At 71.8% G+C, this 23582-nt stretch carries 22 protein-coding genes; 8 read left to right on the top strand and 14 right to left on the bottom strand.

What is annotated here, in order from left to right; genetic code table 11:
* Positions 1-82: 82 nt before the first annotated feature.
* The 7 genes from cobT to AB0I73_RS14930 form a co-directional block, all read right to left on the bottom strand.
* Entirely contained in the window at positions 83-3856 is a 3774-nt protein-coding gene (gene cobT / locus AB0I73_RS14960) for a nicotinate-nucleotide--dimethylbenzimidazole phosphoribosyltransferase (protein WP_363037326.1), read from the bottom strand.
* A gap of 381 nt (positions 3857-4237) precedes the next feature.
* Positions 4238-5449 (bottom strand): precorrin-6y C5,15-methyltransferase (decarboxylating) subunit CbiE, encoded by a 1212-nt coding sequence (cbiE, locus tag AB0I73_RS14955; protein ID WP_363037324.1) that lies wholly within the window; start codon positions 5447-5449, stop codon positions 4238-4240.
* Positions 5450-5603: 154 nt separating this feature from the next.
* Positions 5604-6245, bottom strand: a complete 642-nt coding sequence (locus tag AB0I73_RS14950; protein WP_109379511.1) for a GNAT family N-acetyltransferase — start codon at positions 6243-6245, stop codon at positions 5604-5606.
* A gap of 205 nt (positions 6246-6450) precedes the next feature.
* Positions 6451-7278 carry a MetQ/NlpA family ABC transporter substrate-binding protein gene (locus AB0I73_RS14945; protein WP_109379512.1) on the bottom strand — a complete coding sequence of 276 codons (828 nt, stop codon included), beginning with the start codon at positions 7276-7278 and terminating at the stop codon, positions 6451-6453.
* An 89-nt stretch (positions 7279-7367) separates the two neighbouring features.
* Positions 7368-8105 (bottom strand): methionine ABC transporter permease, encoded by a 738-nt coding sequence (locus AB0I73_RS14940; protein WP_363037321.1) that lies wholly within the window; start codon positions 8103-8105, stop codon positions 7368-7370.
* Entirely contained in the window at positions 8102-9175 is a 1074-nt protein-coding gene (locus tag AB0I73_RS14935) for an ATP-binding cassette domain-containing protein (RefSeq protein WP_363037319.1), read from the bottom strand. Before AB0I73_RS14935 ends, AB0I73_RS14940 begins: the two co-directional genes overlap by 4 nt.
* A gap of 408 nt (positions 9176-9583) precedes the next feature.
* Complete coding sequence (locus tag AB0I73_RS14930) at positions 9584-10234, bottom strand: HAD family hydrolase (RefSeq protein WP_363037317.1); 651 nt, start codon at positions 10232-10234, stop codon at positions 9584-9586.
* Between the two features lie 69 nt (positions 10235-10303).
* On the opposite strand from AB0I73_RS14930, the gene AB0I73_RS14925 reads away from it, so the two are divergent.
* Both AB0I73_RS14925 and AB0I73_RS14920 read left to right on the top strand, forming a co-directional pair.
* A complete protein-coding gene (locus AB0I73_RS14925; RefSeq protein ID WP_363037342.1) occupies positions 10304-10663 on the top strand; it encodes a hypothetical protein in 360 nt (119 codons plus the stop codon).
* 1 nt (position 10664) lies between these two features.
* Positions 10665-11081: a hypothetical protein gene (locus tag AB0I73_RS14920; RefSeq protein WP_363037315.1), complete on the top strand. Its 417-nt coding sequence runs from the start codon at positions 10665-10667 to the stop codon at positions 11079-11081.
* A 10-nt stretch (positions 11082-11091) separates the two neighbouring features.
* Here AB0I73_RS14920 and AB0I73_RS14915 read toward each other — a convergent pair whose 3' ends face one another.
* From AB0I73_RS14915 to AB0I73_RS14905, 3 genes are all read right to left on the bottom strand, one after another.
* Positions 11092-11589: a GNAT family N-acetyltransferase gene (locus AB0I73_RS14915; RefSeq protein WP_363037340.1), complete on the bottom strand. Its 498-nt coding sequence runs from the start codon at positions 11587-11589 to the stop codon at positions 11092-11094.
* 57 nt (positions 11590-11646) lie between these two features.
* On the bottom strand, positions 11647-12150 hold the full coding sequence (locus AB0I73_RS14910) for a sigma-70 family RNA polymerase sigma factor (RefSeq protein ID WP_363037313.1): 504 nt from the start codon (positions 12148-12150) through the stop codon (positions 11647-11649).
* 76 nt (positions 12151-12226) lie between these two features.
* On the bottom strand, positions 12227-13423 hold the full coding sequence (locus AB0I73_RS14905) for a glycerophosphodiester phosphodiesterase (protein ID WP_363037310.1): 1197 nt from the start codon (positions 13421-13423) through the stop codon (positions 12227-12229).
* Between the two features lie 485 nt (positions 13424-13908).
* Between AB0I73_RS14905 and AB0I73_RS14900 the strand changes: the two genes are divergently transcribed.
* A complete protein-coding gene (locus AB0I73_RS14900) occupies positions 13909-14580 on the top strand; it encodes a lysophospholipid acyltransferase family protein (protein WP_363037308.1) in 672 nt (223 codons plus the stop codon).
* Between the two features lie 68 nt (positions 14581-14648).
* Here AB0I73_RS14900 and AB0I73_RS14895 read toward each other — a convergent pair whose 3' ends face one another.
* The 3 genes from AB0I73_RS14895 to AB0I73_RS14885 form a co-directional block, all read right to left on the bottom strand.
* Entirely contained in the window at positions 14649-15620 is a 972-nt protein-coding gene (locus AB0I73_RS14895) for an aldo/keto reductase (RefSeq protein WP_363037306.1), read from the bottom strand.
* Positions 15621-15695: 75 nt separating this feature from the next.
* Positions 15696-17123, bottom strand: a complete 1428-nt coding sequence (gene argH, locus AB0I73_RS14890; protein WP_363037304.1) for an argininosuccinate lyase — start codon at positions 17121-17123, stop codon at positions 15696-15698.
* A 138-nt stretch (positions 17124-17261) separates the two neighbouring features.
* A complete protein-coding gene (locus AB0I73_RS14885) occupies positions 17262-18455 on the bottom strand; it encodes an argininosuccinate synthase (protein ID WP_363037302.1) in 1194 nt (397 codons plus the stop codon).
* Between the two features lie 223 nt (positions 18456-18678).
* Between AB0I73_RS14885 and AB0I73_RS14880 the strand changes: the two genes are divergently transcribed.
* The 5 genes from AB0I73_RS14880 (at position 18679) to AB0I73_RS14860 (ending at position 23003) form a co-directional block, all read left to right on the top strand.
* The gene (locus AB0I73_RS14880) at positions 18679-19125 is read left to right on the top strand and encodes a hypothetical protein (protein ID WP_363037300.1); all 447 of its coding nucleotides are present in this window, start codon (positions 18679-18681) and stop codon (positions 19123-19125) included.
* A gap of 99 nt (positions 19126-19224) precedes the next feature.
* Complete coding sequence (locus tag AB0I73_RS14875; protein ID WP_363037298.1) at positions 19225-19812, top strand: pyridoxamine 5'-phosphate oxidase family protein; 588 nt, start codon at positions 19225-19227, stop codon at positions 19810-19812.
* A 136-nt stretch (positions 19813-19948) separates the two neighbouring features.
* A complete protein-coding gene (locus tag AB0I73_RS14870; RefSeq protein WP_363037296.1) occupies positions 19949-21331 on the top strand; it encodes a ferredoxin reductase family protein in 1383 nt (460 codons plus the stop codon).
* A 39-nt stretch (positions 21332-21370) separates the two neighbouring features.
* The gene (locus AB0I73_RS14865) at positions 21371-22210 is read left to right on the top strand and encodes an FMN-binding protein (RefSeq protein WP_363037294.1); all 840 of its coding nucleotides are present in this window, start codon (positions 21371-21373) and stop codon (positions 22208-22210) included.
* Between the two features lie 55 nt (positions 22211-22265).
* The gene (locus AB0I73_RS14860; RefSeq protein ID WP_363037338.1) at positions 22266-23003 is read left to right on the top strand and encodes an FAD:protein FMN transferase; all 738 of its coding nucleotides are present in this window, start codon (positions 22266-22268) and stop codon (positions 23001-23003) included.
* A 35-nt stretch (positions 23004-23038) separates the two neighbouring features.
* Here AB0I73_RS14860 and AB0I73_RS14855 read toward each other — a convergent pair whose 3' ends face one another.
* On the bottom strand, positions 23039-23578 hold the full coding sequence (locus AB0I73_RS14855) for an arginine repressor (protein WP_109379526.1): 540 nt from the start codon (positions 23576-23578) through the stop codon (positions 23039-23041).
* Positions 23579-23582: the final 4 nt, after the last annotated feature.

Genomic DNA, 23582 nt, shown 5'->3' with positions numbered 1-23582 from the left:
CGTATGTCACCCCCTGGGAAGTCTCCGTGGCACCCGCACGGTCCCCGGCGGCGTTCGCCGCCCCGCCCCCGCCGGGTACCTGCTACTTCTCTGTGACGCCCGCCGAGTCGAACGTCGCCACCTCGTGCATGGCGCGCGCCGTGCTCTGCACCATCGGCAGTGCGAGCAGCGCGCCCGTGCCCTCGCCGAGGCGCAGGTCGAGGTCGACCAGCGGGCGCAGACCCAGCTTGTTGAGGGCGGCCACATGGCCGGGCTCGGCGCTGCGGTGTCCGGCGATGCAGGCGGCCAGCACCTCGGGTGCGATGGCACGGGCCACCAGGGCCGCGGCCCCGGCGCTGACGCCGTCCAGGATCACCGGCGTACGCAGCGACGCGCCGCCGAGGAGCAGGCCGACCATGGCCGCGTGCTCGAAGCCGCCGACGGCGGCGAGGACGCCGAGGGGGTCGGCCGGATCCGGCTGGTGCAGTTCGAGGGCACGGCGCACGACCTCGGTCTTGCGGACCAGGGTCTCGTCGTTGATGCCGGTGCCCCGGCCGGTGACCTCCGCCGGGTCCGCGCCGGTGAAGACCGAGATCAGGGCGGCGGACGCGGTGGTGTTGGCGATGCCCATCTCACCGGTGAGCAGGGCCTTGTTGCCGGCCGCGACCAGGTCGCGGGCGGTCTCGATACCCACCTCGATGGCCTGCTTGGCCTCCTCGCGGGTCATCGCGGGGCCGGCGGTCATGTCGGAGGTTCCGGCCCGGACCTTGCGCGGCAGCAGCCCGGGGGTGGCCGGAAGGTCGGAGGCCACGCCCACGTCGACGACGCAGACCTCGGCGCCCACCTGGGTGGCGAAGGCGTTGCAGACCGCTCCCCCGCCGAGGAAGTTGGCCACCATCTGGGCGGTGACCTCCTGCGGCCACGGGGTGACGCCCTGGGCGTGCACGCCGTGGTCGCCCGCGAAGACCGCGACGGCCGCGGGCTCCGGGACGGGCGGCGGGCACTGGCGGGACAGCCCGGCCAGCTGTGCGGAGATGATCTCCAGCATGCCGAGCGCGCCGGCCGGCTTGGTCATGCGCTTCTGCCGCTCCCACGCCTCGCCGAGCGCCTTGGCGTCCAGCGGACGGATCTGCGCGACGGTCTCCGCGAGCAGGTCGTGCGGGTCCTCGCCGGGCAGCGCACGCCTGCCGTAGGTCTCCTCGTGCACGACCCAGGACAGCGGGCGGCGCTTGGACCAGCCCGCCTGCATCAGCTCGGGCTCGTCCGGGAACTCGTCGACGTAGCCCACGCAGAGGTAGGCGACGACCTCGAGGTGCTCGGGCAGGCCCAGCGCGCGGACCATCTCGCGCTCGTCGAAGAAGCTGACCCAGCCGACCCCGAGTCCCTCGGCGCGCGCGGCGAGCCACAGGTTCTCGACGGCCAACGCGGAGGAGTACGGCGCCATCTGGGGCTGGGTGTGCCGGCCCAGGGTGTGCCGGCCGCCGCGGGTCGGGTCGGCGGTGACGACGATGTTCACCGGGGTGTCGAGGATGGCCTCGATCTTCAGTTCCTTGAACTGCTTCGCCCGGCCCTTGGGCAGGGACTTGGCGTAGGCGTCGCGCTGACGCGTGGCCAGTTCGTGCATGCCGCGCCGGGTCTCGGCGGAACGGATGACGACGAAGTCCCAGGGCTGCGAGTGGCCCACGGAGGGCGCCGTGTGGGCGGCCTCCAGGACACGGAGCAGGACCTCGTGCGGGATGGGATCGTCGCGGAAGCCGTTGCGGATGTCCCGGCGCTCCCGCATGACCTTCAGTACGGCCTCGCGCTCGGCGGCGTCGTAGCCGGGGGCGGGAGGACCGGCGGACGGTGCGGCGTCGGGCACTCCGGCGCCCTGGGTGTCCAGGTCGTCCGGGTTCTGGGCGGGTTCGTTCCGGACCGGCTCGTTCTGCACCGGCTCGTTCTGGGCCGGCGTGGTGGGCACCGCGCCGGTGTCGGCGGCGTCGGCCGGGCGGGGCACGGGCACCGGGGTGGCGGCTTCCGGCGCGGGCTGTTCCTCGGTGGGGAGGGTCAGGGGCTGCGGCGGCGTCGGCGCGAGGTGCGGGGTGGCCGGAACGCTCCCCTCCACGGAGACGGACTCTTCCGGCGTCTGCTCCGGCTGGGCCTCCGGGAGAACAGTGCCGTCGGGGGCCTGCCCGGGCCCGGCGGGAGGGGCCGCGTCCGGGGTGGGTGCCTCGGCGCCCGAGGGGGCCGGGGCCCCGGGAAGCGGCGCCCACGCCTCCTGGACGGGCGGGGCGGAGGGGGCGGTGGGAGCCTGGGGCTGGGTCTGGGCCTGCTGCGGTCCCTGGGCCGGGGACACGACCGGGTGGTGCCCGCTGTTCAGGTTCTCGGCGGTCGGCTCGGCCTCCGCCCGCCGGAGAAGCGGTTCGGCTGCCGCGACGGGAGTGGGCTCCGCGTCAGGGGCGGGTGCGACGGTCTCGGGGGCCTCGGCCGTCTCCGCCGGGCCGGGAGCGGGCGCGGGAACCGGCTGCTCCGTCTCCGTTGCGGAGATGTGCCCGGGTGCCGGAACGCCGTCAGCGGCAACCAGCGGTACGGAGGCTGACGCCTCATCGTTCCCGACAGTGGTCACGGCAGGGGCGGCCAGGTCGGCGGCCGGGCCGTGGGGCTCGTGGGCCCCGGCGTCCGCCTCGTCGGTCGCCGCGGGGACGGCGGCGTCGCCGGTCGCCGTCCCCGTCTCGGGGGCGGCGACCGCTGCGCCCGCGGCGGGCCGGTCGGCGTCGGGGGTGACGTTCTCCGGCGTCCGAGCGGTCACGGACTCCTGGTCCGAATCTCCCGGCACCACGGCGACGACCGGGGTGGGTGCCTCCTGCCCCGCGGCATCGGCCCCGGTGCCCACGGCGTCGACCGCCTCGGCGGCCTGCTCGTCGACAACCGGTGCCGGAACGGTCCCGGCGCCCTGGCCGGCCTCCGGGGCGACGGGAGGTACGACGTCCGCGGCAGGGCCCGTGCCGGACCCGTTCGCATCGGCCGCCGTCGGTGCGGGCGCACTTTCAACACCCTCGGCACCCTCGGGGTCCTGCGCCCCCTGTCCGGAACCGGTGTCCGTGCCGGAGGTCCCTGCCTCGCCCTGCCATGCCTCCGCGGCCGCTGCCACCACTGGCGCAGGTGTCTCCGGCGCCACAGGGGTCTCCGTTGCCGCAGGTGCCGACGGGGTCTGTGCCGTCGCCGCCGGCACAACGTCCTGCGGCGCGACCTGCGCCCCGGCGGTGGCGCCCGCCTCCGTCGAGACGCGGGCGACGAGCGCCTGGGCGGCGCCCGCCGGCCGCGGCGACGGAACAACCGTTTCCGCTTGGGCCGTCGTGCCCGCGCCCGCCGGCGCCGGGGCGCCCCAGGGCTCCGCCGTCTGCGGGGCCGCCTCCCGGGGGCGCGGCACGTCGAGGTACTCGGGGCCGACGGTCGGCGGGCCGACCTGGCGCACCGGCACGTCGGCCGGGCCGCGGTCGGCGAGCGAGCGGACCGGGCCGGTGGTGGCACTGGGGATGGGCGGGCCGAGGTGCAGCGGACGGCGCGGCGCCGCCGGTTCGCGCGTGAACGCGCGGCCGGGTGCCTGCGCCCGCTCCGGTTCGGGGAGGCGGACACCGCCGAGGTCGACCGAGCCGGTGTCCCGGCCGGCCGTCTCGTGCGGTCCCGGCTCGTGCACGGTCTCGACGACCGGCTCGGGCACGGGTGGGGCGACCTCGTTGCCCCAGGCGCCCTGGGCACCGGGCAGCAGCAGCTCTTCGTCTTCGGCGGAACTCTCGGAGAGGTAGGTGTACGGGTCGGGCGCGGGGACGCCCGGCTGCTCCACCATGCCTGCGTTCTCCGGCAGTCCCTCGCCCGGGACCTGGCCGGTGTCGGTCATGCGTACCCCTCGCCCATCGGTTAGTGCTCCTACGACCAGCTCACCCGGAACGGCGCACCGACCGCCCCACACTGAAGAACGAGCGTGCGTCCCCAGCGGCACGAACGGCCTGCCGAGAAAAGGCGACAAAGCCATTCACTGGCATTGTCGCTGCCGTACTGCCGTCGCGTCAGCTTGATCGGCGACGGTTCCGCTGTGGACTGCGCCACGTTGCGCGCCCTTGGGTTCCGCCGTACCACACACACCTCATGACGAGCGTGTTTTCGGGACATCGGCCGACGAATCGGCGAGCGTCCGAGTTGCGGTACAACGATCGGCCAGCCTACCGCGAGCGGTACGACAACCCGATCACGGGGACGGCATCGGAACCGGGCGGCGCGATCAGGGGGTGCGCGCGGGCAGTACACCGCTGAGCAGGAACGCGACGCTCCGCTCCGTCTCCGTCCAGGCCCGGGGGTCGAGTCCGACGGACTGCAGAAGAGCGCACTCGACGCCGTAGCCGTGTTCCGTCAGTTCCCGGCCGATGCGTTCGGCCGCGTCGCGGGTGGCGGCGTGCGTGACGATGCGCTGCGGGCGGCGGTCGGCGACCGCCGTGACCACGGCCGCTCCCCCACCGCCGACCCGGACGACGTCCGGTTCCGGGAGGTCCTCCAGGACGTGCGGGGCGGTGCCGTGCACGATCTGGAGCTGGACCCCGTACCGGCGGGCGGTGGACTCGGTGCGCGCGCAGGCCAGCGGGTCGCTGTCGACGGCGATGACCGCGGCTCCGGCCCGCGCCGCCTCGGTGGCGAAGGCACCGCTGCCGCAGCCGATGTCCCACACGAGGTCGCCCAGCCGCGGTCCGAGCCGGGCGAGTTGGGAGACTCGCAGCGGCTCCCGCTCGCCCTCGCCGAGTTCACCGCCGTAGGCCTCGGCCGGCAGCGACCAGCCGCGCGGGCCGGCGGCGGGGTCGCGTCCGGCGATCCAGCCGCCGGACTCGCCGGCGGCGGCCGGGCCGCCGATCACGATGACGACGTTGGGATCGCGCCAGGTGTGGTCGGCGGCCTTGTCGGAGGTGACGACGCTGACCTGTTCGCGAGCGGTGCCGAGTTCCTCGCAGATGACGAAGGTGCGGTGGACGCCCTCCATGAGCAGGCCCAGTTCGGCGGGGCCTGCTCCGGGAGAGGTGAGAACCGCCACTTTGGTGTGGGCTCGGCATACGTTCACCGCACGTCGCAGGGTTCGGGGGTGTGCGACGACCACCTGTGCGTCGTCCCAGGGCATTCCAGCCCTGGCGAAGGCGGCGGCGACGGAGGAGACGGCGGGGACGACCTCGACCTCCAGGCCGAACTCGGGTGCGCGCAGGGTCCGCACGACGCCGAAGAAGCCGGGGTCGCCGTCGGCGAGGACCACCGCCGTGCCGCGGTGGCCGGCGACCCGGCGGGCGGCCAGGGCGGCACTGCCGAGCCGGACGCGCTCGGCGCCCGCGGGTACCTCGGGGAGTTCCAGATGGTGCGGGGCGCCTGCCACCAGGGTGGCGGCTCCCAGTGCGGCGCGGGCCGCTGCGGTCAGCGGCGAGCCGTCCCAGCCGATCACCGTGACCCGGTCGGCCATCGTCGTCAGTCTCCTGGGTTGTGCGCGGGTCGTCTGGGGGTGTGAGCGGGTCCGTCGTCGGCCGCTCCGCCCGCGGACGGGCGGGCTTGGTGAGAGTACCTGGTACGACCATGCAGTGGGTGGACGGTACCGCCGGCCGCGGGTTCGCGGAGGGTCAGCTCCAGTCGGTGAGGGCGGTGAACTCACCGGTGTCGGTCAGGGGCCCGGACGCGCCCTCGAGGTCCTCCGGCAGCAGGCTCCAGACGATGAAGTCGGTGCGCACGTCCGTCCAGCCGCCGTCCTCGGTGCGGACGTGGGCTATGCAGGCGTTGCGCAGGACGCCCTCACTGATGCAGCCGATCTTCTGGGCGACCTGTTGCGAGGCGGTGTTGTCGGCGGCGGTGCGCAGCTCGACGCGTTCCAGCTTCTGGTCGCCGAAGAGCCACTGGGCGGTGGCGAGCGCGGCCTCGGAGGCGTACCCCTCGCCCCGTGCCCAGGGGGCGACGATGTACGACAGTTCGGTGGACCGGATGTGCCAGTCGGTGCCGGTGAGCCGGATGACGCCGACCAGGCGCTGGGTGAGGAACTCGGTGACGGCGAGGTCGAGCCCGCGTCCGGCCATCCGTTCGGCGGGGGCCTCCTCAGTGATCCAGGTGCGGACGGCCGGTTCGGTGAAGGGCCGGGGAACGTCGGTCCAGGCGGCGACCTGTTCGTCGTTCATCATCTCGGCCAGGGCGGGGACGTCGTCCTCGTCGAGGGGACGCAGCACCAACCGCTCCGTGCTGATGGAGATGTTGGGGAAGGTGCTGCTCGTCATGCGCCGCTCCGTAACCTTCGAAACCTTCGGAACCGTCAGGTCCTGCTGAACTGCCCAGCATGCAGCATGAAAGCACCGAACCGCACCACGGGGGCCACTCCGTGTACCGGAGTGGCCCCCGTGGGTGCCGGACGGGTCGCGGGCGCGGCGCGGGCCGCTGTGCGCCCTGTGCCGGTGGCGCCCGTCGGGCGGTTCGGAAGGCGGATCAGAAGGCGGCGACGACCGAGCCGGCGTACTTGTCGTCGATGAACTTCTTGACCTCGTCGGAGGTGAGGAGCTCGGCGAGCTTCTTCACGCGCGGGTCGTCCTCGTTGCCCTCCTTGACCGCGAGGAAGTTGGCGTGCGGGTTGCCCTCGGCGGACTCGAGGACGAGGGCGTCCTCGGCCGGCTTGAGGTCTGCCCCGATGGCGTAGTTGCCGTTGACGACCGCGGCGTCGACGTCGGCCAGGGCGCGCGGCGTCTGGGCCGCCTCCAGCTCCTTGAACTTGAGCTTCTTCGGGTTCCCGGTGATGTCCGCAGGGGTCGCCTCGAAGCCGACGCCGTCCTTGATCGTGATGATCTTGTTGGCGGCGAGCAGCTGCAGCGCGCGTCCCTCGTTGATGGTGTCGTTGGGGATGGCGATGGTCGCGCCGCTCTTCAGCTGGTCGGCCTCCTTGACCTTCTCGGAGTAGAGGCCGAGCGGCTCCAGGTGCACGTCGCCGGCGGGCACGATGTGCGTGCCGTTCTTCTTGTTGAAGTCGTCGAGGTACGCCTGGGTCTGGAAGTAGTTGGCGTCCACCGAGCCGTCCTCCGTGGAGGTGTTCGGCGTGACGTAGTCGGTGACCTCCTTGACCTCCAGGTCGAGCCCGGCCTTCTCGGCCAGGTTGTCCTTGACGAAGTTGAGGATCTCGGCGTGCGGCACGGGGCTCGCGGCGACGGTCAGCGTGCCGGAGGCGTCGGACCCGGATTCCTCCTCCGAGCCGCAGGCGGTGAGGCCGAGGCTGAGGGCTCCGGCGGCGAGGACAGCGGTGGTGATCTTGATGGTGTTACGCACGAAAAGTGCCTTTCCTTCAGGGTGGTGCGGCCCCGGCCCGGGGTGGTGCGGGGGCCTTCGGGGAAGTGGGGATCAGGGGCGGGCCGGGGTCACCCGGCCTTGCCGACCTCGGCCGTCGCCGGTTCCTTGGCCTTGAGCAGCCGCAGCTTCGGCCCGGCGCCCGGGCGTCCGCCGCGGTGGTGCAGGGAGCGGGCCGCGTAGTCGCCGGCGAACTGGATGAGGGAGATGACCACGGCGAGGATCGCGACGGTGATCCACATCAGCCCGGTCTCGAAGCGCTGGTAGCCGTAGCGGACGGCGAGGTCGCCGAGTCCGCCGCCGCCCACGGTGCCGGCCATGGCCGAGTAACCGATGAGGGCGATGATCGTGGTGGTGGTGCTGGCGATCAGCGAGGGCAGCGACTCGGGCACGAGGACCCTGCGGACGATCGTCCAGGTGTTGCCGCCCATGGCCTGCACGGCCTCGACGAGTCCGTGGTCCACTTCGCGCACGGCGGTCTCGACGAGCCGGGCGAAGAAGGGGATGCCGCCGATGGCGAGCGGCACGATCGCGGCCTCGCTGCCGATGGTCGTCCCGGTGATCCAGCGGGTGAAGCTCATCAGGGCGACCATGAGGATGATGAACGGCATCGAGCGGCCGACGTTCACGATCTGCCCGACGACCTTGTTCACCGGACTGTTCTGCAGCAGCCCGCCCCTGTCGGTGAGGACGAGCAGCACGCCGATCGGCAGACCGACGACGACGGAGATCAGGGTGGACCAGCCCACCATGACCAGCGTTTCCCAGCACGCCTGTTCCAGCAGGGGCTGCATCTGGGACCGGGTCACTTGACCGTCTCCTTCACGAGGGTCCGCGCGGTCTGTTGCTCCTGCGCCGCCCGCGCCGCCTGTTCGACGATGTCGATCTGCAGCCCCTGCTCCCGCAGGAAGCCGACCGGTACGACGTTGTCCTCGTAGCGGCCCGGGAGTTCGATGCGCATCCTGCCCACCTGGAGACCTCCGACGGTGTCGATGGCGGCACCGAGGATCGATATGTCGATGTTGTAGGTGCGGGCCAGCTGGGAGATGACCGGCTGGGTCGCACTCTCGCCCTGGAAGGTGACGTCCAGGACGGTGCGGTCGTCGCCCGAGGCCTCACCGGCGACCGGGAACAGCGCGGAGGCCAGTTCGGAGCCGGGGGTGGCGAGGAGTTCGGTGACCGTGCCGGACTCGACGATCCGGCCCTTCTCCATCAGCGCGGCCGAGTCGCAGATCGACTTCACGACGTCCATCTCGTGCGTGATGAGCAGAACGGTCAGGCCGAGCTGGCGGTTCAGGTCGCGCAGCAGCGCCAGGATCGAGCGGGTGGTCTCCGGGTCGAGAGCGCTGGTGGCCTCGTCGGACAGCAGCACCTTCGGGTCGCCGGCCAGCGCGCGGGCGATGCCGACGCGCTGCTTCTGGCCGCCGGAGAGCTGGGCGGGGTAGGCCTTGGCCTTGTCGGCGAGGCCCACCAGGTCGAGCAGTTCCAGCGCCTTGCGGGAACGTTCCTTCCCCGACTGGCCGAGGATCTCCAGCGGCAGTTCGACGTTGTCCTGCACGGTGCGCGAGGAGAGCAGGTTGAAGTGCTGGAAGACCATGCCGATCCGGCTGCGCGCCCGCCGCAGTTCCCGCCCGGCGCGCGGGCCACGCCCGGCCAGGGCGGTGAGGTCCTGCCCGTCGACGGTCACGGTGCCCGAGGTGGGGCGCTCGAGCAGGTTGACGCAGCGGATGAGCGAGGACTTTCCGGCGCCGGACTGGCCGATGACGCCGTAGACCTCGCCTTCACGGACGTGCAGGTCGACGCCGTCCAGGGCGGTGACCTCGCGTCCGCGGGAACGGTGAGCCCGGTAAATTTTGGTGAGGCCCGAGGTGGTGATCACGTGAACATCCGTCACTGTCGAGTGCGCGACACGTCGTGGCGCCGGCACGAGGCATTCAGGGTCGAAAGCAGCCCGTACGCGGCACGGCTTCTCCCTAGCGCGGCGGAGGTGAACCGTGGAGAGACGTGCGCGGGGCGTGGTTCCGTCGTGCATGCGGGACCCGGGGGGACACGCGGACGGACGGGAACCGGCTCTCGCTTCGGGGCGCGAGGCTCAAGTGCTGCGGGGGCCCTCTAGAAGGCGCGCATTCGGAGCGGACACATACAACCGGCACCGGGCTGCATGTGCACCTCGGTCGCGGGGCTGCGGTCGCTCATCGTGGTCATGCGGCCAGTAAAGCAGACCTTTACTGCTGACCGGACACTCATGTCCACATTCTGGACAGCCGTGGACATGAGTGATCGCACGTCAGGGGCGTACGGCGATCTCCACCCCCGCGTCCGTGACCAGTGCGGACAGGGCCGACAGGTCCTTCACCACCAGGTCGGCGGTCAGCTCGTGGGCCTGGTGGGTTGTGGCCAACGCCACGGTGGTCATGCCGGCGGCCCGGCCCGCCTGGAGCCCGGCGGGGGCGTCCTCGAAGACGACGCAGTGCGCGGGGTCCACGCCGAGCGTCCGGGCGGCGAGCAGGTAGGGCTCGGGGTCGGGCTTGCCCCGGGTGATGTCGTCGGCGGCCACCAGGGTCTTGGGCAGGATGCCGGCGGCGGCGAGGCGGGCTTCGGCCAGCCGCCGGGTGGCGGAGGTGACGACGGCCCAGCGCTCGGCCGGCAGCGCGTCGAGGAAGTCCCGGGTGCCCGGCAGCAGAACGGCCCCGCCGTTCGGCACGTCCTCCACCTCCAGGTCCTCGATCCGCGCGACGGCCTCCGGCACGACGTGGGCGGGCAGCAGGTCGGCGGCTATCTCGACGGCCGGCCGGCCGTGCAGCTCCACCCGTCCGAACTCCTCGGCCGTGATCCCGTACTCCACGGCCCACCGCGTCCAGCAGCGCCGCACGGACTCGAGGGAGGAGACGAGGGTCCCGTCGTTGTCGAACAGGAGAGCTTGCGCATGGATGGTCATGCCATCGACCATACGGTGCGGGCGGGGCCGGGCACGGTGGGGCCGTTCCGGCGTAATAAGGTCGCTGACATGCTTGATGTCCTGACGCTGACGACCGGCGTCGCCGCGCTGCTGCTCGCCGCCTGGTGCGGCTGGGCCGCCTACCGTGATCAGCCGACGAAGGACTGGCATTTCATCGGTATGGCCGTGGTCACGCTGCTGACGTTGGTTCAGCTGATCGTCGGGATCGTGCAGCTGGCCCGGGGCGAGAAGCCCGAGCAGGGGACGACGCTCTTCCTCGCGTACCTGCTGGGCTCGTTCGCGTGCGTCCCGGCGGCGGGCTTCATGTCGCTGGCCGAGCGCACCCGGTGGGGCTCGATCACGGTGGCCGCGAGCGGTGTCGTCCTGGCCGTGCTCGAGGTCCGGCTCCATGACATCTGGGGGAGCTGAGATGGCCGCGACGGAACGGAAGCCGACCGGGACCCGGCTGATCGGCGGGCCCGGGCTGCTGCTGGTGTGGCTGTACGGGGTGATGGTCGTCGGCGCCGTGTCGCGCTCCGCGTACCAGATCGCCACCGAGTTCGACCGGGCACCGCTCGCCTACTCGCTCTCGGCGATCGCCGGGGTGGTCTACGGATTCATCACGTACACCCTGGTGCGCGGCGGGGAGACGGCCCGCAGGGCGGCGCTGGTGTGCTGCGCCGCCGAGCTGGCGGGCGTCCTGACGGTCGGCACCTGGACCCTGGTCGACCCGTCCGCCTTCCCCGACGCGACGGTGTGGTCGGACTACGGGATGGGGTACCTGTTCATTCCCGTACTGCTGCCCCTCACGGCCATGTACTGGCTGCGCAAGGCACGCACGGCGTGACGATCCCCGGTCAGGCGGTGGTCGCGTACGTCTCGGCCGACTTCTCCAGGACGATCTGCGGTACGCCGTCCGCGCCCCGGGACGTCCCGACCCGCTGGTAGCCGACCCGGCTGTACAGCTGGAGGTTGCTCTCGCTGCGGTGCCCGGCGTGCAGGCGGAAGGTCCTGGCCCCCCGCTCGTCGGCGAGGGCGGCTTCGGCGACCCGCAGGAGCCGGGCGCCGATGCCGTGTCCCTGGAGACGGGGGTGGACACAGAGCTTGCCGATGGCCGCGGCGGCGTCCTCGGTGCTCCTGCCGTGCACCGAGCCGACGATCTCGTCACCGAGGCGGGCGACGAAGACCAGGTCGGCGGCGACCTCCTCGCGGACCGAGTCCAGACTCTGGACGAGCGGGTCGATGCGGTAATTGCCGTACAGCGCCGCTTCGCTCTGGAAGCACAGGTACTGCAACCTGAAGATCTGCTCGGCGTCCTGCTCGGTCGCCGCAGAGATGGTCACGCTCATGCCCATGTGCGCACGCCTCCCGCTCACCTGATCACCTGTGGTCCCTCACTCCTATCCCCGTCCTCAACGCGACGCAACCTCCGGCGCGAGCAATCGACGCAGACATCCCAGGCATCTGGAACGTTCCGGACCCAGGCTGCCCTGTGAGATACCCAACTCACCCGCGATTTCCCGGTATGTCGGGTCGTGCGGGGCCAGCAGCGCCTCCAGCAGCCGGGGACAGCGGCCGGGCAGTCGGCGCACCGCGTCCCGCAGGCCGCGGCGGCGGGACGCGGCGACGGCGAGGAGTTCGGGGTCGCGGTCGCGGGGGTCGCCGGGATCGACGGGGTCACCGGCCCACGGCCTCTCGTGCCGGACGGCACGACGGCTACGACGGGCCTCGGTGCGGACGGCCCTGCGGAGCCAGTCCTGGGGGTCGCGCGGCGGGCCGTGGGCGTCGAGGCGTTCCAGGAGGCGCAACCAGACCGCCTGCTCCAGGTCGGCGGGTTCGGCTCCGGACGCGTACGCCTCGGCGGAGGCCTCCGCGGTGAGCAGCGGACGGAGAGCGGTGACCAGGTCACGGGTCATATGCGCAACGACACGGCCGCCCCGGGCTCGGTTGCCCGGGACGGCCGGAAATCACCCTGAAAGGGGACAGAACGACTCAGCCGTTGACGAAGTCCTCGCGAGCGAGCAGACCGGTGTCCGGCTGGTCGGTGAAGACGCCGTCGATGCCGGTGGCAAAGTAGGCACGGAAGGCTCCGAAGACGTCGCCGTAGGCGTCGGGGTCGCTGCCCTTGCGGAAGTTCGCCGGCAGGAAGGGGTTCTCGTTGCGCATCGTGTACGGGTGCAGGATCAGTCCGGCCCGGTGCGCGTCGCGGACGAGGCTGGTGGGTTCGGTGAGGTTTCCGGCCGCGTCACGGGGGATGACCAGGTCCAGGGTGGGGCCGATGCCCTGGGCGTAGGAGGCGATCTCCTTCAGGCCCTTCGGCGTGATGAGGTCGGCCACGGTGCGCGGGTCACCGTTCTCGACGAAGTCCCAGGGGCGGCTGTCCGCGCCGGAGAGCAGCACGGCGAGCGGATTGCCGACGAGCCTGCTCATCCGCTGGATGCTGGTGGGTTCGAAGGACTGGACGATGACGGGCGAATTCCTCTTGTCCTTGCCGTACTTGCGCAGCAGCCGGGCGAGGCGCTCCTCGGTGCCCAGGCCCAACCGGCGGAAGTAGGTGGGGTGCTTGAGTTCGGGGTAGATCCAGACCTGCTTGCCGCGCTTGCAGGTCTGCTCGTCCTGCCAGCGCAGCACCTCTTCGAAGGCGGGGATCTCCCAGCGGCCGTCGTAGAGGGTGTTGTGCGGGCGGTTGGCCGGGATGCGCTCGGTGGCGCGGAGCGTCTTGAGTTCGGCGAGGGTGAAGTCCTCGGTGAACCAGCCGGTGACGGAGACGCCGTCGAGTCGCTTCGTGCGCTTGCGGTCGGCGAATCCGGGATGGCTCGCGACGTCCGTGGTGCCGCCGATCTCCGGCTCGTGCCGGCAGACGAGGTGACCGTCCCTGGTGGGCACCAGGTCGCCGGCCTCGACGATGTCGGCACCCATGTCGAGGGCCAGTTCGTAGGCGCCGAACGTGTGCTCGGGCCGGTAGCCGCTGGCCCCCCGGTGGCCGATGACGGTCGGGACGGGCAGGCCCTTGACGCCCCGTCCGCCGCCGCGTCCCTCGGCGTGCCGGGCCTCGGCCGCTCTCGCCGTGCCGCCCAGCCCGAGGACGGTGCCGCCCGCGCCGAGCACCGCCGCGCCCAGGAGCGCCCGCCGCCCGGTTCCTCCGTCCGCGGCCTTGCCCGTCCGCTCGTCCGACTCCTGCGTTCCCATGAGGTGCCTCCTGCCGTCGACCGTCAGTGCGGGGTGATCGTAGGGGCGCGTGCATGACGAACGGGAGACCGCGACCGGAACACGCGGGGGCCACCGGATGGCGTACGGCCCGGGCCCGGCCCGTCGGGCTCCGGACGGGTGTGCGAGGCGGGGGGCTGACGATCCGCCGGCTTCGGAGGCGCCGTACCGGGTACTTGCAGGCACGCCGTCAACGGCGCGCCTCCCGCAGTCCGCGGGCCGCGCGTGCTTCGATCCGGCCGTGTCCGCACCCCGGACCGACGACGCCGCGGATCGCCGTCCGCGGACGCGACGTGCCTCACATCACGTCGTGCGCGTTACGGCCGTACGGCGCCGCGTCACCGCAGGTGAACATGCGTCTGTACCGCGTGACACCTCGGTGGACCCGACGTACGCGTCCCCCTCGCCCGCGAGTAATGTCCTTGCCTGCACAGACTCATACCGCATTCCCGACACCGGAGGACCCGTTGTCCCGCTTCGCGCTCATCAAGGCAGTGCTCGGCCCGGTCATGCGCCTGATGTTCCGCCCACGGGTGGAGGGCGCGGAGCACATCCCGGGTGACGGTCCGGTGATCCTGGCCGGCAACCACCTCACGTTCATCGACTCGATCGTCCTGCCGATCGTCTGCGACCGCCAGGTCTTCTTCATCGGCAAGGACGAGTACGTCACCGGCAAGGGCCTCAAAGGGCGGATGATGGCCTGGTTCTTCACCGGCGTCGGCATGATCCCGGTCGACCGGGACGGCGGCCGGGGCGGGGTCGCGGCGCTGATGACGGGCCGTCGGGTGCTGGAGGAGGGCAGGATCTTCGGCATCTACCCCGAGGGCACCCGCTCCCCCGACGGCCGCCTCTACCGGGGCCGCACCGGTATCGCGCGGCTCACCCTGATGACGGGCGCGCCCGTCGTCCCGTTCGCCATGGTCGGCACCGACAAACTGCAGCCGGGCGGCGCGGGGCTGCCCCGCCCGGGCAAGGTCACGGTCCGCTTCGGTGAGGCGATGGAGTTCTCCCGTTACGAGGGCATGGACCGCGACCGCTACGTCCTGCGGGCCGTGACCGATTCGGTGATGGCCGAGGTCATGCGCCTGTCCGGGCAGGAGTACGTGGACATGTACGCCAGCAAGGCGAAGGCCGCCTGACCCCGCCCGCCGCGAGGACCACGCACGCCGACGGCGGACCGCTGCTGAAGCGGTCCGCCGTCGGCGTGTCAGTGCCAGGGCAACTGTCCGCGTCGTTCCCAGTACGCGTGCGGGTCCTCGGGCAGCGCGGCGAGGCGGGAGAGCTGGTCGTCGTCGAGGTCGACGGCCGCCGCTCGCAGGTTGGAGGCGAGTTGGACGACGGTGGCGGCACCGGAGAGGACGACACCGGCCCAGGGCCGGCGCAGCACGAGCGCGAGGGCGACGGCGTCGCAGTCCACTCCGGTCTCCGCGGCGACGGCCCTGAGCGCGTCGGGAGCGTGGGCCGCGGCCAGCCGTCCGTTGGCCATGCCCTCCTTGACGATCACCGTGAGCCCGGCGTCGTGGGCCTCCGCCAGCGCGGGCTCGGCGGACGTCTCCAGCGCGTTGTACGTGGACTGGACGGTACGGAAGAGGGGTTCGCCCTCGACCGTGACGGCGAGCGCCGCGCGGACGGCGTCCGCCTGGGCCGGGCCGCTGGTGGAGAACCCGACCGTGAGGCCCTGGGCCGCCGCCTCGGCGAGCCTGGCGTGGAGGTCCTTGTCGGTGAGGGCGGGGCTGTCCGGGGTCACCGAGTGGATCTGGTAGAGGTCGAGCCGGTCCCCGAGCAGTGCGTCGGACTCGGCGCGCTGGCGCTCGTACGCGGCGAGGGAGTGCTCCTTGACCTCGTGCAGCTCGGCTTCGGTGGACCAGTCCGCTGTGTACGTGTAGCCCCATTTGCTGCCGATGACGACGTCGTCGGCATCGGGCCGACCGCTCAGCCAGTCGGCGAGGAACTCCTCGGACCGGCCGTAGGAGCGGGCCGCGTCGAAGTAGCGGACGCCCTGGGCGTAGGCGGCGTCGAGGAGGTCGTGGGTGCGGGTGCGCAGGGCCTCGACACTGCGGTCGCCGCCGAGGTCGGTGTCGCGGTCCAGGTTGATGTAACCGGGCCGGCCGACGGCGGCGAGTCCCAGTCCGATGTGGCAGGTGGGGGTAGTGGCTGTGGCCAGACGTGCGAAGGGCATCGGGGCTCCGTTCGGTCGGCTCCTTGCGGCTGCCCGACCAACGTAACCCGCGATGCCCCCGCGACACCTGCTCCCTTACTTCCTGGCGTTCGCCCACGCGTGCTGGGCGGCCAGGTCCGCCTTGACCTCGGTGAGCTGCGTGGCGACCGCGCTCGGTGCCGTGCCGCCGCGGCCGCTGCGGGAGGCGAGGGCACCGGGGACGTTGAGGACGGTGCGGACCTCGGGGGTGAGGTGGGCGGAGATCTTCGCGAACTGTTCGTCGGTCAGCTCGTCGAGTTCCTTGCCCTCCGCCTCGGCGGCCTTGACGCACTCCCCTGCCACCTCGTGCGCGACCCGGAACGGCACGCCCTGCTTGACCAGCCACTCGGCGATGTCGGTGGCCAGCGAGAACCCGGCCGGGGCCAGCTCCTCCATGCGCTCGCGGTGCACGGTGAGGGTGGCCATCATGCCGGTGAAGGCCGGGAGCAGGACCTCCAGCTGGTCGATGGAGTCGAAGACCGGCTCCTTGTCCTCCTGGAGGTCGCGGTTGTACGCGAGCGGGAGCGCCTTGAGGGTGGCCATCAGGCCGGTCAGGTTGCCGATCAGCCGGCCCGACTTGCCGCGTGCCAGCTCCGCGATGTCCGGGTTCTTCTTCTGCGGCATGATCGACGAGCCGGTGGAGAAGGCGTCGTGCAGGGTCACGAAGGAGAACTCCTTCGTGTTCCAGATGATGACCTCCTCGGCGATCCGGGAGAGGTTCACGCCGATCATCGCGGTGATGAAGGCGAACTCGGCGACGAAGTCCCGGGAGGCCGTGCCGTCGATGGAGTTGGCCGCGCTGCCGTGCTCGAAACCGAGGTCGCGGGCCACCGCCTCCGGGTCCAGGCCGAGGCTGCTGCCGGCCAGCGCGCCCGAGCCGTACGGCGACACCGCGGTCCGCTCGTCCCACTGGCGCAGCCGCTCGGCGTCCCGGGAGAGCGACTGGACGTGGGCGAGGACGTGGTGGGCGAAGAGCACCGGCTGGGCGTGCTGGAGGTGGGTGCGGCCGGGCATGGCCACGTCCGGGTGGGCCTCGGCGAGGCCCACGAGGGCGTCCTGGAGATCGGCGATCAGGCCGCCGAGCGTCCGGGCGTGATCCCGCAGGTACATCCGGAACAGGGTCGCGACCTGGTCGTTCCTGGAACGGCCCGCACGCAGTTTGCCGCCGAGGTCGGGGCCGAGGCGCTCCAGCAGGCCGCGTTCCAGGGCGGTGTGCACGTCCTCGTCGGCGATGGTGCCCGTGAACGAGCCGTCGGCGACGTCCGCCTCGAGCCGGTCGAGGCCCTCGATCATGCGGGTGAGTTCGTCCTCGGTGAGCAGGCCCGCCCCGTGCAGCACGCGCGCGTGCGCACGCGATCCGGCGATGTCGTAGGGCGCGAGCCGCCAGTCGAAGTGGACGGACGCGGACAGCTTGGCCAGGGCCTCGGCGGGACCGTCGGCGAAACGGCCGCCCCAGAGCCGTACGTCACCGCTGTTGCTGCTCACTTGCGTTACTCCTCGAAGACAGGCAGGTCGTGGATGTGCCACCGCCTCCTCACTCAGGCGCGGGGGAGTGAGGAGGCGGTGTCAGAGTAGTGCGTGACGGGTCGTCAGGCGATCAGGCCGGCAGGGCCTGTCCGGCGGTCAGGCGAGGTCGCGCCTGGCGGCGATCTTCGACGACAGGCTGTAGATGTCGATGAAGCCCTTGGCCGCCGCCTGGTCGAAGGTGTCGCCGGTGTCGTAGGTGGCGAGGTTGAAGTCGTACAGGGACGACTCGGAACGCCGACCGGTGACGACGGCCCGGCCGCCGTGCAGGGTCATCCGGATGTCGCCGTTGACGTGCTGGTTGGCCTCGGTGATGAAGCCGTCCAGGGCGCGCTTGAGCGGGGAGAACCACTGGCCGTCGTAGACCAGTTCGCCCCAGCGCTGCTCGACCTGCCGCTTGTAGCGGGCGAGTTCGCGCTCGACCGTGACGTTCTCCAGCTCCTGGTGGGCCGTGATCAGCGCGATGGCGCCGGGCGCCTCGTACACCTCGCGGGACTTGATGCCGACGAGGCGGTCCTCGACCATGTCGATCCGGCCGACGCCCTGGGCGCCCGCGCGCTCGTTGAGCTGCTGGATGGCCTGGAGAACGGTGACGGGCTTGCCGTCGATGGCGACCGGCACGCCTTCCTTGAAGGTGATGACGACCTCGTCGGCCTCGCGCGCCACGGCGGGGTTCTGCGTGTACTCGTAGACGTCCTCGATCGGCGCGTTCCAGATGTCCTCGAGGAAGCCGGTCTCGACGGCGCGCCCGAAGACGTTCTGGTCGATGGAGTACGGCGACTTCTTCGTGGTCGCGATCGGCAGGCCCTTGGCCTCACAGAAGGCGATGGCCTTGTCGCGGGTCATGGCGTAGTCACGGACCGGGGCGATGCACTTCAGGTCGGGAGCGAGGGCGACGATGCCGGCCTCGAAGCGGACCTGGTCGTTGCCCTTGCCGGTGCAGCCGTGGGCGACGGTGGTGGCGCCGTGCTTCTGCGCTGCGGCGACGAGGTGCTTGACGATCGTCGGCCGGGATAGCGCGGAGACCAGCGGGTAGCGGTCCATGTAGAGGGCGTTGGCCTTGATCGCCGGGAGGCAGTACTCGTCGGCGAATTCGTCCTTGGCGTCGGCGACCTCGGCCTCGACGGCACCGCAGGCGAGCGCGCGCTTGCGGATGACGTCCAGGTCCTCGCCGCCCTGGCCGACGTCGACCGCAACGGCGATGACCTCGGCGCCCGTCTCCTCGGCGATCCAGCCGATGGCGACGGAGGTGTCCAGACCGCCCGAGTAGGCGAGTACGACGCGCTCGGTCACGGGATTCTCCTTACAGTGCATTCGCTGATATGCATGAGTATGCAGGAGAACGCATGATTCGTCAATCCGCCTCCGCGTGAGTGGCGATTCCGGGGGCGATTGAACGCGGGAAACCGCTTTCCCGTATCTCCGCAGGACGCAGGCGCCGCGTCGGCACGACCGAGACACCACGCGAGACCCGCGAAACCCGACCCCACCCCCTCGATCCGAGTGAGGCATCCGCATGTCCAGGGCTCTTCCGAAGTACAACAAGCGTCGCGTCGGCCTCATCGGCGGTGCCGCCGCCGTGGCGCTGTCCGGCGCGGTGATCGCCGGATCCGCCCTCGCCGGCGAGTCGTCCGAGGACAGCGCCGCGAGCGCCCGGACATTCGCGGACCCGGGCACGATCAGCTGTGCCGACGTCGCCCCGCGGCTCCCCGCCGTCCCCGCCTCCGCCCAGGCCGAGGTCGACCGCAACCTCGCCGACCTCGACACCCAGATCAACGAGGCCAACAAGCGACTCGTCGACACCGTCGGACAGGGCGGACCCGACTTCGTCCAGAACGCCATCCTCGGCCCCCTCAAGGACAAACGCGTCGCCGCCATCAACCGCATCGCCACCGCCATCGGCCGCACCACCGAACGCCCCACCGGACTCGACACGCTGGCCGCCTGCACGCTCACGAAATGACGTGACAGGCGCCGTGGCCGCCCCGCATTCACGCCGGCCGGGGCGGCCACGGACAATATCCTTAGACAGGCGAAGGAAATGCGCTCATAATCGGTGCCCATGGGAAAGACCTATGAGCGCATAGAAGGCCGCCTGCGCACGTTCATCGAGGCGCAGCCGGTCTTCTTCACCGCCACCGCACCCCTGTCCGCCGACGGCACGGTCAACCTCTCACCCAAGGGCCTCAAGGGCTCCTTAGTCGTCCTCGACGAACTCACCGTGGCCTATCTCGACTTCGCCGGTTCCAATGCCGAGACCATCGCCCATCTGCGGGAGAACGGCCGTATCACCCTGATGTGGTGCGCCTTCCAGGGCCCGCCCGACATCGTGCGCGTCCACGGCCGCGGTGAGCCCGTCTTCCGGGACGACCCGCGTTTTCCCGAACTGCTCGCCCGCTTCCCCGACATCGACCCGACGGCCCACGGCCTGCGCGCGGTCGTCGTCGTGTCCGCCGAGCTCATCCGCGACACCTGCGGCTACGCCGTCCCGTTCATGGCCTACGAGGCGGAGCGCGACCTGCACGCGAAGCGGTTCGCGCGGGAGGACGATGCCTCGCTGGACGCGTACTTCGCCAAGAAGGAGCACATCGCGACGAGCCTGGACGGCCTCCCCGGGCTGCCCCTGCCCCTGCCCCCGTCCCCGGCCTGAGCCGTCCGCCCGGACGCCTCGATCCCCCGAGGGCCGTCCCGGGGCGTTTTTCCTCCGCACGCTCCGCAGTTTCGCTGAACGCTCCCGAGTCACGGCACGTATGTGTGGGCCAAGGGTCAAGTCCCACGGAGGAACCGTGACCACCACGCTCGCAGGCGGACGTGCCGCCCGCCGTCAGACGATGCGCCGCATCCGTCCGCGCCGCTCCCCCGCCGTGCCCCTGCTGCTCGCCGTGGGGGCGGGCGCGGCGGCCGTGCTGTGGTTGTGGTGGGACAACACACCGTCCATCTCGGACACCACCGGAAGGATCGTCGCCGCGGGCCGCATCACCGGCCTGCTGGCCGGCTATCTGATGGCCCTCGTGGTACTGCAGATGGCCCGGGTCCCCGCGCTGGAACGCCGGGTGGGCTCGGACCGGGTGGCCCGCTGGCACGCGATGAGCGGGCGCTACACCGTCAGCCTGGTCGTCGCCCACGTCTTCCTCATCATGTGGGGCTACGCCCTCCAGGCCGGCAAGGGCCTCGGCGACATCGTCCGGCAGACGATCACCTCGGTCGATCAGCTGCCGGACATGGGCAAGGCCGCCATCGGCACGGGCCTGCTGTTCGTGATCGCGCTCATCTCGATCGGCCCGGTCCGCCGCCGGCTGCCGTACGACAGCTGGTACCACGTGCACCTGCTGACGTACGCGGCGATGTACCTGACGTTCTGGCACCAGATCACCACCGGCAACGAGTTCGCCGTCGAGCCGTCCGCGAAGACCTTCTGGTACGGGCTCTACGGCGCCGTGACCGCGCTGGTCCTCTGGTACCGGGTGCTCACCCCGATCCGGCTGAACCTGCGTCACCGGATGCGGGTCGAGGCGGTCATCGAGGAGACCCCGGGCATCACCTCGGTGCTGATCAGCGGGAGCAAGCTGCACCGGATGGGCGCGGAGGCCGGTCAGTTCTTCCGCTGGCGGTTCCTGGCGCCGGGGATGCGGTTCAGCTCCCACCCGTACTCGCTGTCGGCGGCTCCCCGCCCCGACATGCTGCGGATCACCGTGAAGGCGATCGGCGACCACACCTCCCGGCTGCACGAGTTGGAGCCCGGCACCCGGGTGTGGGCGGAGGGACCCTACGGGGCGATGACCGCCCAGCGCCGCAGCCGCGGCAAGGTGCTGCTGGTCGCGGGCGGGGTGGGGATCACCCCGATGCGGGCCCTGTTCGAGACGCTGCCCGGCGCCTCCGGGGACATCACCCTGCTGTACCGGGCCAACACCACCCAGGACCTGGCCCTGTGGGGCGAGCTGGCCAAGATCGCCGAAGAGCGCGGTGCGCGCCTGATGTACGCGGTGAACAGCCCCGAGGGGGAACGCCCCGACATCTCGGCGGACAGCCTGCGGCGGAAGATCCCCGACATCGACGACCACGACGTCTTCATGTGCGGCCCGCCCGGGTTCGCCCAGTCGGTGTACGACGCACTGCGCGGCGCCGGGGTCCCCGCCCGCCGTATCCACCACGAGTCGTTCGAGATGTGAGCGACGGGTCATCCACACCCATCAGGAGCTTGAGAAGCGATGAGGAAGAGTCACCCCGTCCGGCGTGCTGTGCTGGCCACCGCCGCCACCGTCTCCGGGATCGTGCTGCTGCTGACGCTGAAGCCGGATTCCGACCCGGGCTCGGCGGACGCGGTCGGCGGCACGGTCCCGCCCGCGGCCGCGCAGTCCCCGCAGGGCGGCGCCCAGGCCATCGCCGACGGCAGCGTCACCGGTGACGCGGCGCAGACCGAGTACGGGGCGGTACAGGTACGCCTGACGGTCAGCGGCGGGAAGATCACCAAGGCCGAGGCCGTCCAGTCCCCCAAGGGCGGCCAGAGCGACCAGATCAACGCCAACGCCGTACCCAAGCTCAACCAGGCCGTGGTCGCCGCGCAGAGCGGCGAGATCGACGCGGTGTCCGGCGCCACCTACACCAGCGCTGGCTACAAGAAGTCGCTGCAGTCCGCGCTGGATCAGGCCGCGGCCGCCGGATCGGCCGCGTCCGGCAGCGGGTCCGCCGGCAAGAAGGAGCCCGCCGACGAGGAGCCCGCCGGGAAGGAGTCCGCCGGGGGCGGGCAGGGCTCGGGGGGCGGGCAGACCCTCAAGGACGGCACCGTCACCGGTGACGCGGTGCAGACCGAGTACGGGGCGGTACAGGTCCGGATCACCGTCCAGGGCGGGAAGATCACCAAGGCCGAGGCGGTGCAGGCGCCCAAGGGCGGCCAGAGCGACCAGGTCACCTTCTCGTCCGTGCCCCGGCTCAACAAGGCCGTCGTGGAGGCCGGCAACGCGGACGTCGACGCCGTGTCCGGCGCCACCTACACCAGCGCCGGCTACAAGAAATCGCTGCAGTCCGCACTCGACAAGGCCGGTGGCTGACACCGTGGCCGAGTCCGCACAGGCTCCCGCCGCGGTGCGTCGTACGGAGGAGACGATGGGGACCGTCTTCTCCTTCGACGTCCGCGGCGGGAAACCCGCTGCCGTACACGCGGCGCTGGAGGAGGCGGTCGCCGGGCTGCGCCGCGTCGACGAGGTGTTCAGCACGTACCGCGACGACACCCAGATCTCGCGGCTGGCACGCGGCGACCTCACGGTCGAGGAGTGCGACCCCGAGGTCGCCGAGGTGCTGGAGCTGGCCGCAGAGGCGGAACGGGTGAGCGGCGGCTGGTTCAGTCCGCGCTACCGGGGCCGGCTCGACCCGACCGGCATCGTCAAGGGCTGGGCCACCGAGCGGGCCGCGCGGCGGCTCGCGGAGGCCGGGGCGGTCGGCGTGAGCCTCAACGGCGGCGGTGACGTCCAGTTGCTGGGCTCCCCGGGGGCCGGGCGGCCGTGGCGGGTGGGCGTGGCGGATCCGCTCCGGCCGGGCGGCCTCGCGGCCGTGGTCTCCGCGGCCGGCGTGGACGAACTGGCCGTCGCCACCTCGGGCACCGCCGAGCGCGGCGACCACATCGTCGACCCGCGCACCGGCCGTTCCGCGGTCACCGACCTGGTCTCGGTGACGGTGGTGGCGCCCCGGCTGGTCTGGGCCGACTGCTGGGCCACCGCCGCCTTCGCGATGGGGTCGCGGGAGGGGCTCGCCTGGCTGGAGACGCTGCCCGACGTGGAGGCGCTGCTGATCACGGCGGGCGACGAGGTGCGCTGCACGGGGGGCCTGGCGGACCGGCTGGGGTGATCGACCGGGCGGGCCCCGGCCGGCCCGGCCCGCGCTCAGTGCCCGTTCTGGGCCAGCCGCAGCATGTGCTCGGCCAGGGCCGGCCCGCCCACCGGGTCGCGACTGATCAGCATCAGCGTGTCGTCACCGGCGATGGTCCCCAGGATGTCGTGCAGTTCGGCCTGGTCGATGGCCGAGGCCAGGAACTGCGCGGCACCCGGAGGGGTGCGCAGGACCACGAGATTGGCGGACGCCTCCGCGGAGATCAGCAACTCCTGGGAGAGCCGCCGCATCCGCTCCTCCTTCGCCGACTCCCCCAGCGGTGCGCGCGGAGTGCGGAAGCCGCCCTCGCTCGGTACCGCGTAGATGAGGTCTCCGTCGGTGTCGCGGATCTTCACCGCGTTCAGCTCGTCCAGGTCCCGGGAGAGCGTCGCCTGGGTGACGGTCAGTCCGTGGTCGGCGAGCAGTTTCGCCAACTGGCTCTGGGAACGCACCGGTTGCCGGTTGAGTATGTCCACGATCCGGCGGTGGCGGGCGGTGCGGGTCTGCGGTACGGCAGGCCCGACAGGCTGTCCGTGGTCCTGATCGTGGCTCATCGTC

Source organism: Streptomyces sp. NPDC050388, from assembly GCF_040655635.1.
Classification (GTDB): domain Bacteria; phylum Actinomycetota; class Actinomycetes; order Streptomycetales; family Streptomycetaceae; genus Streptomyces.
The sequence above is the reverse complement of the archived record's forward strand: the minus strand, read 5'-3'. Positions and strand labels throughout refer to the sequence as shown.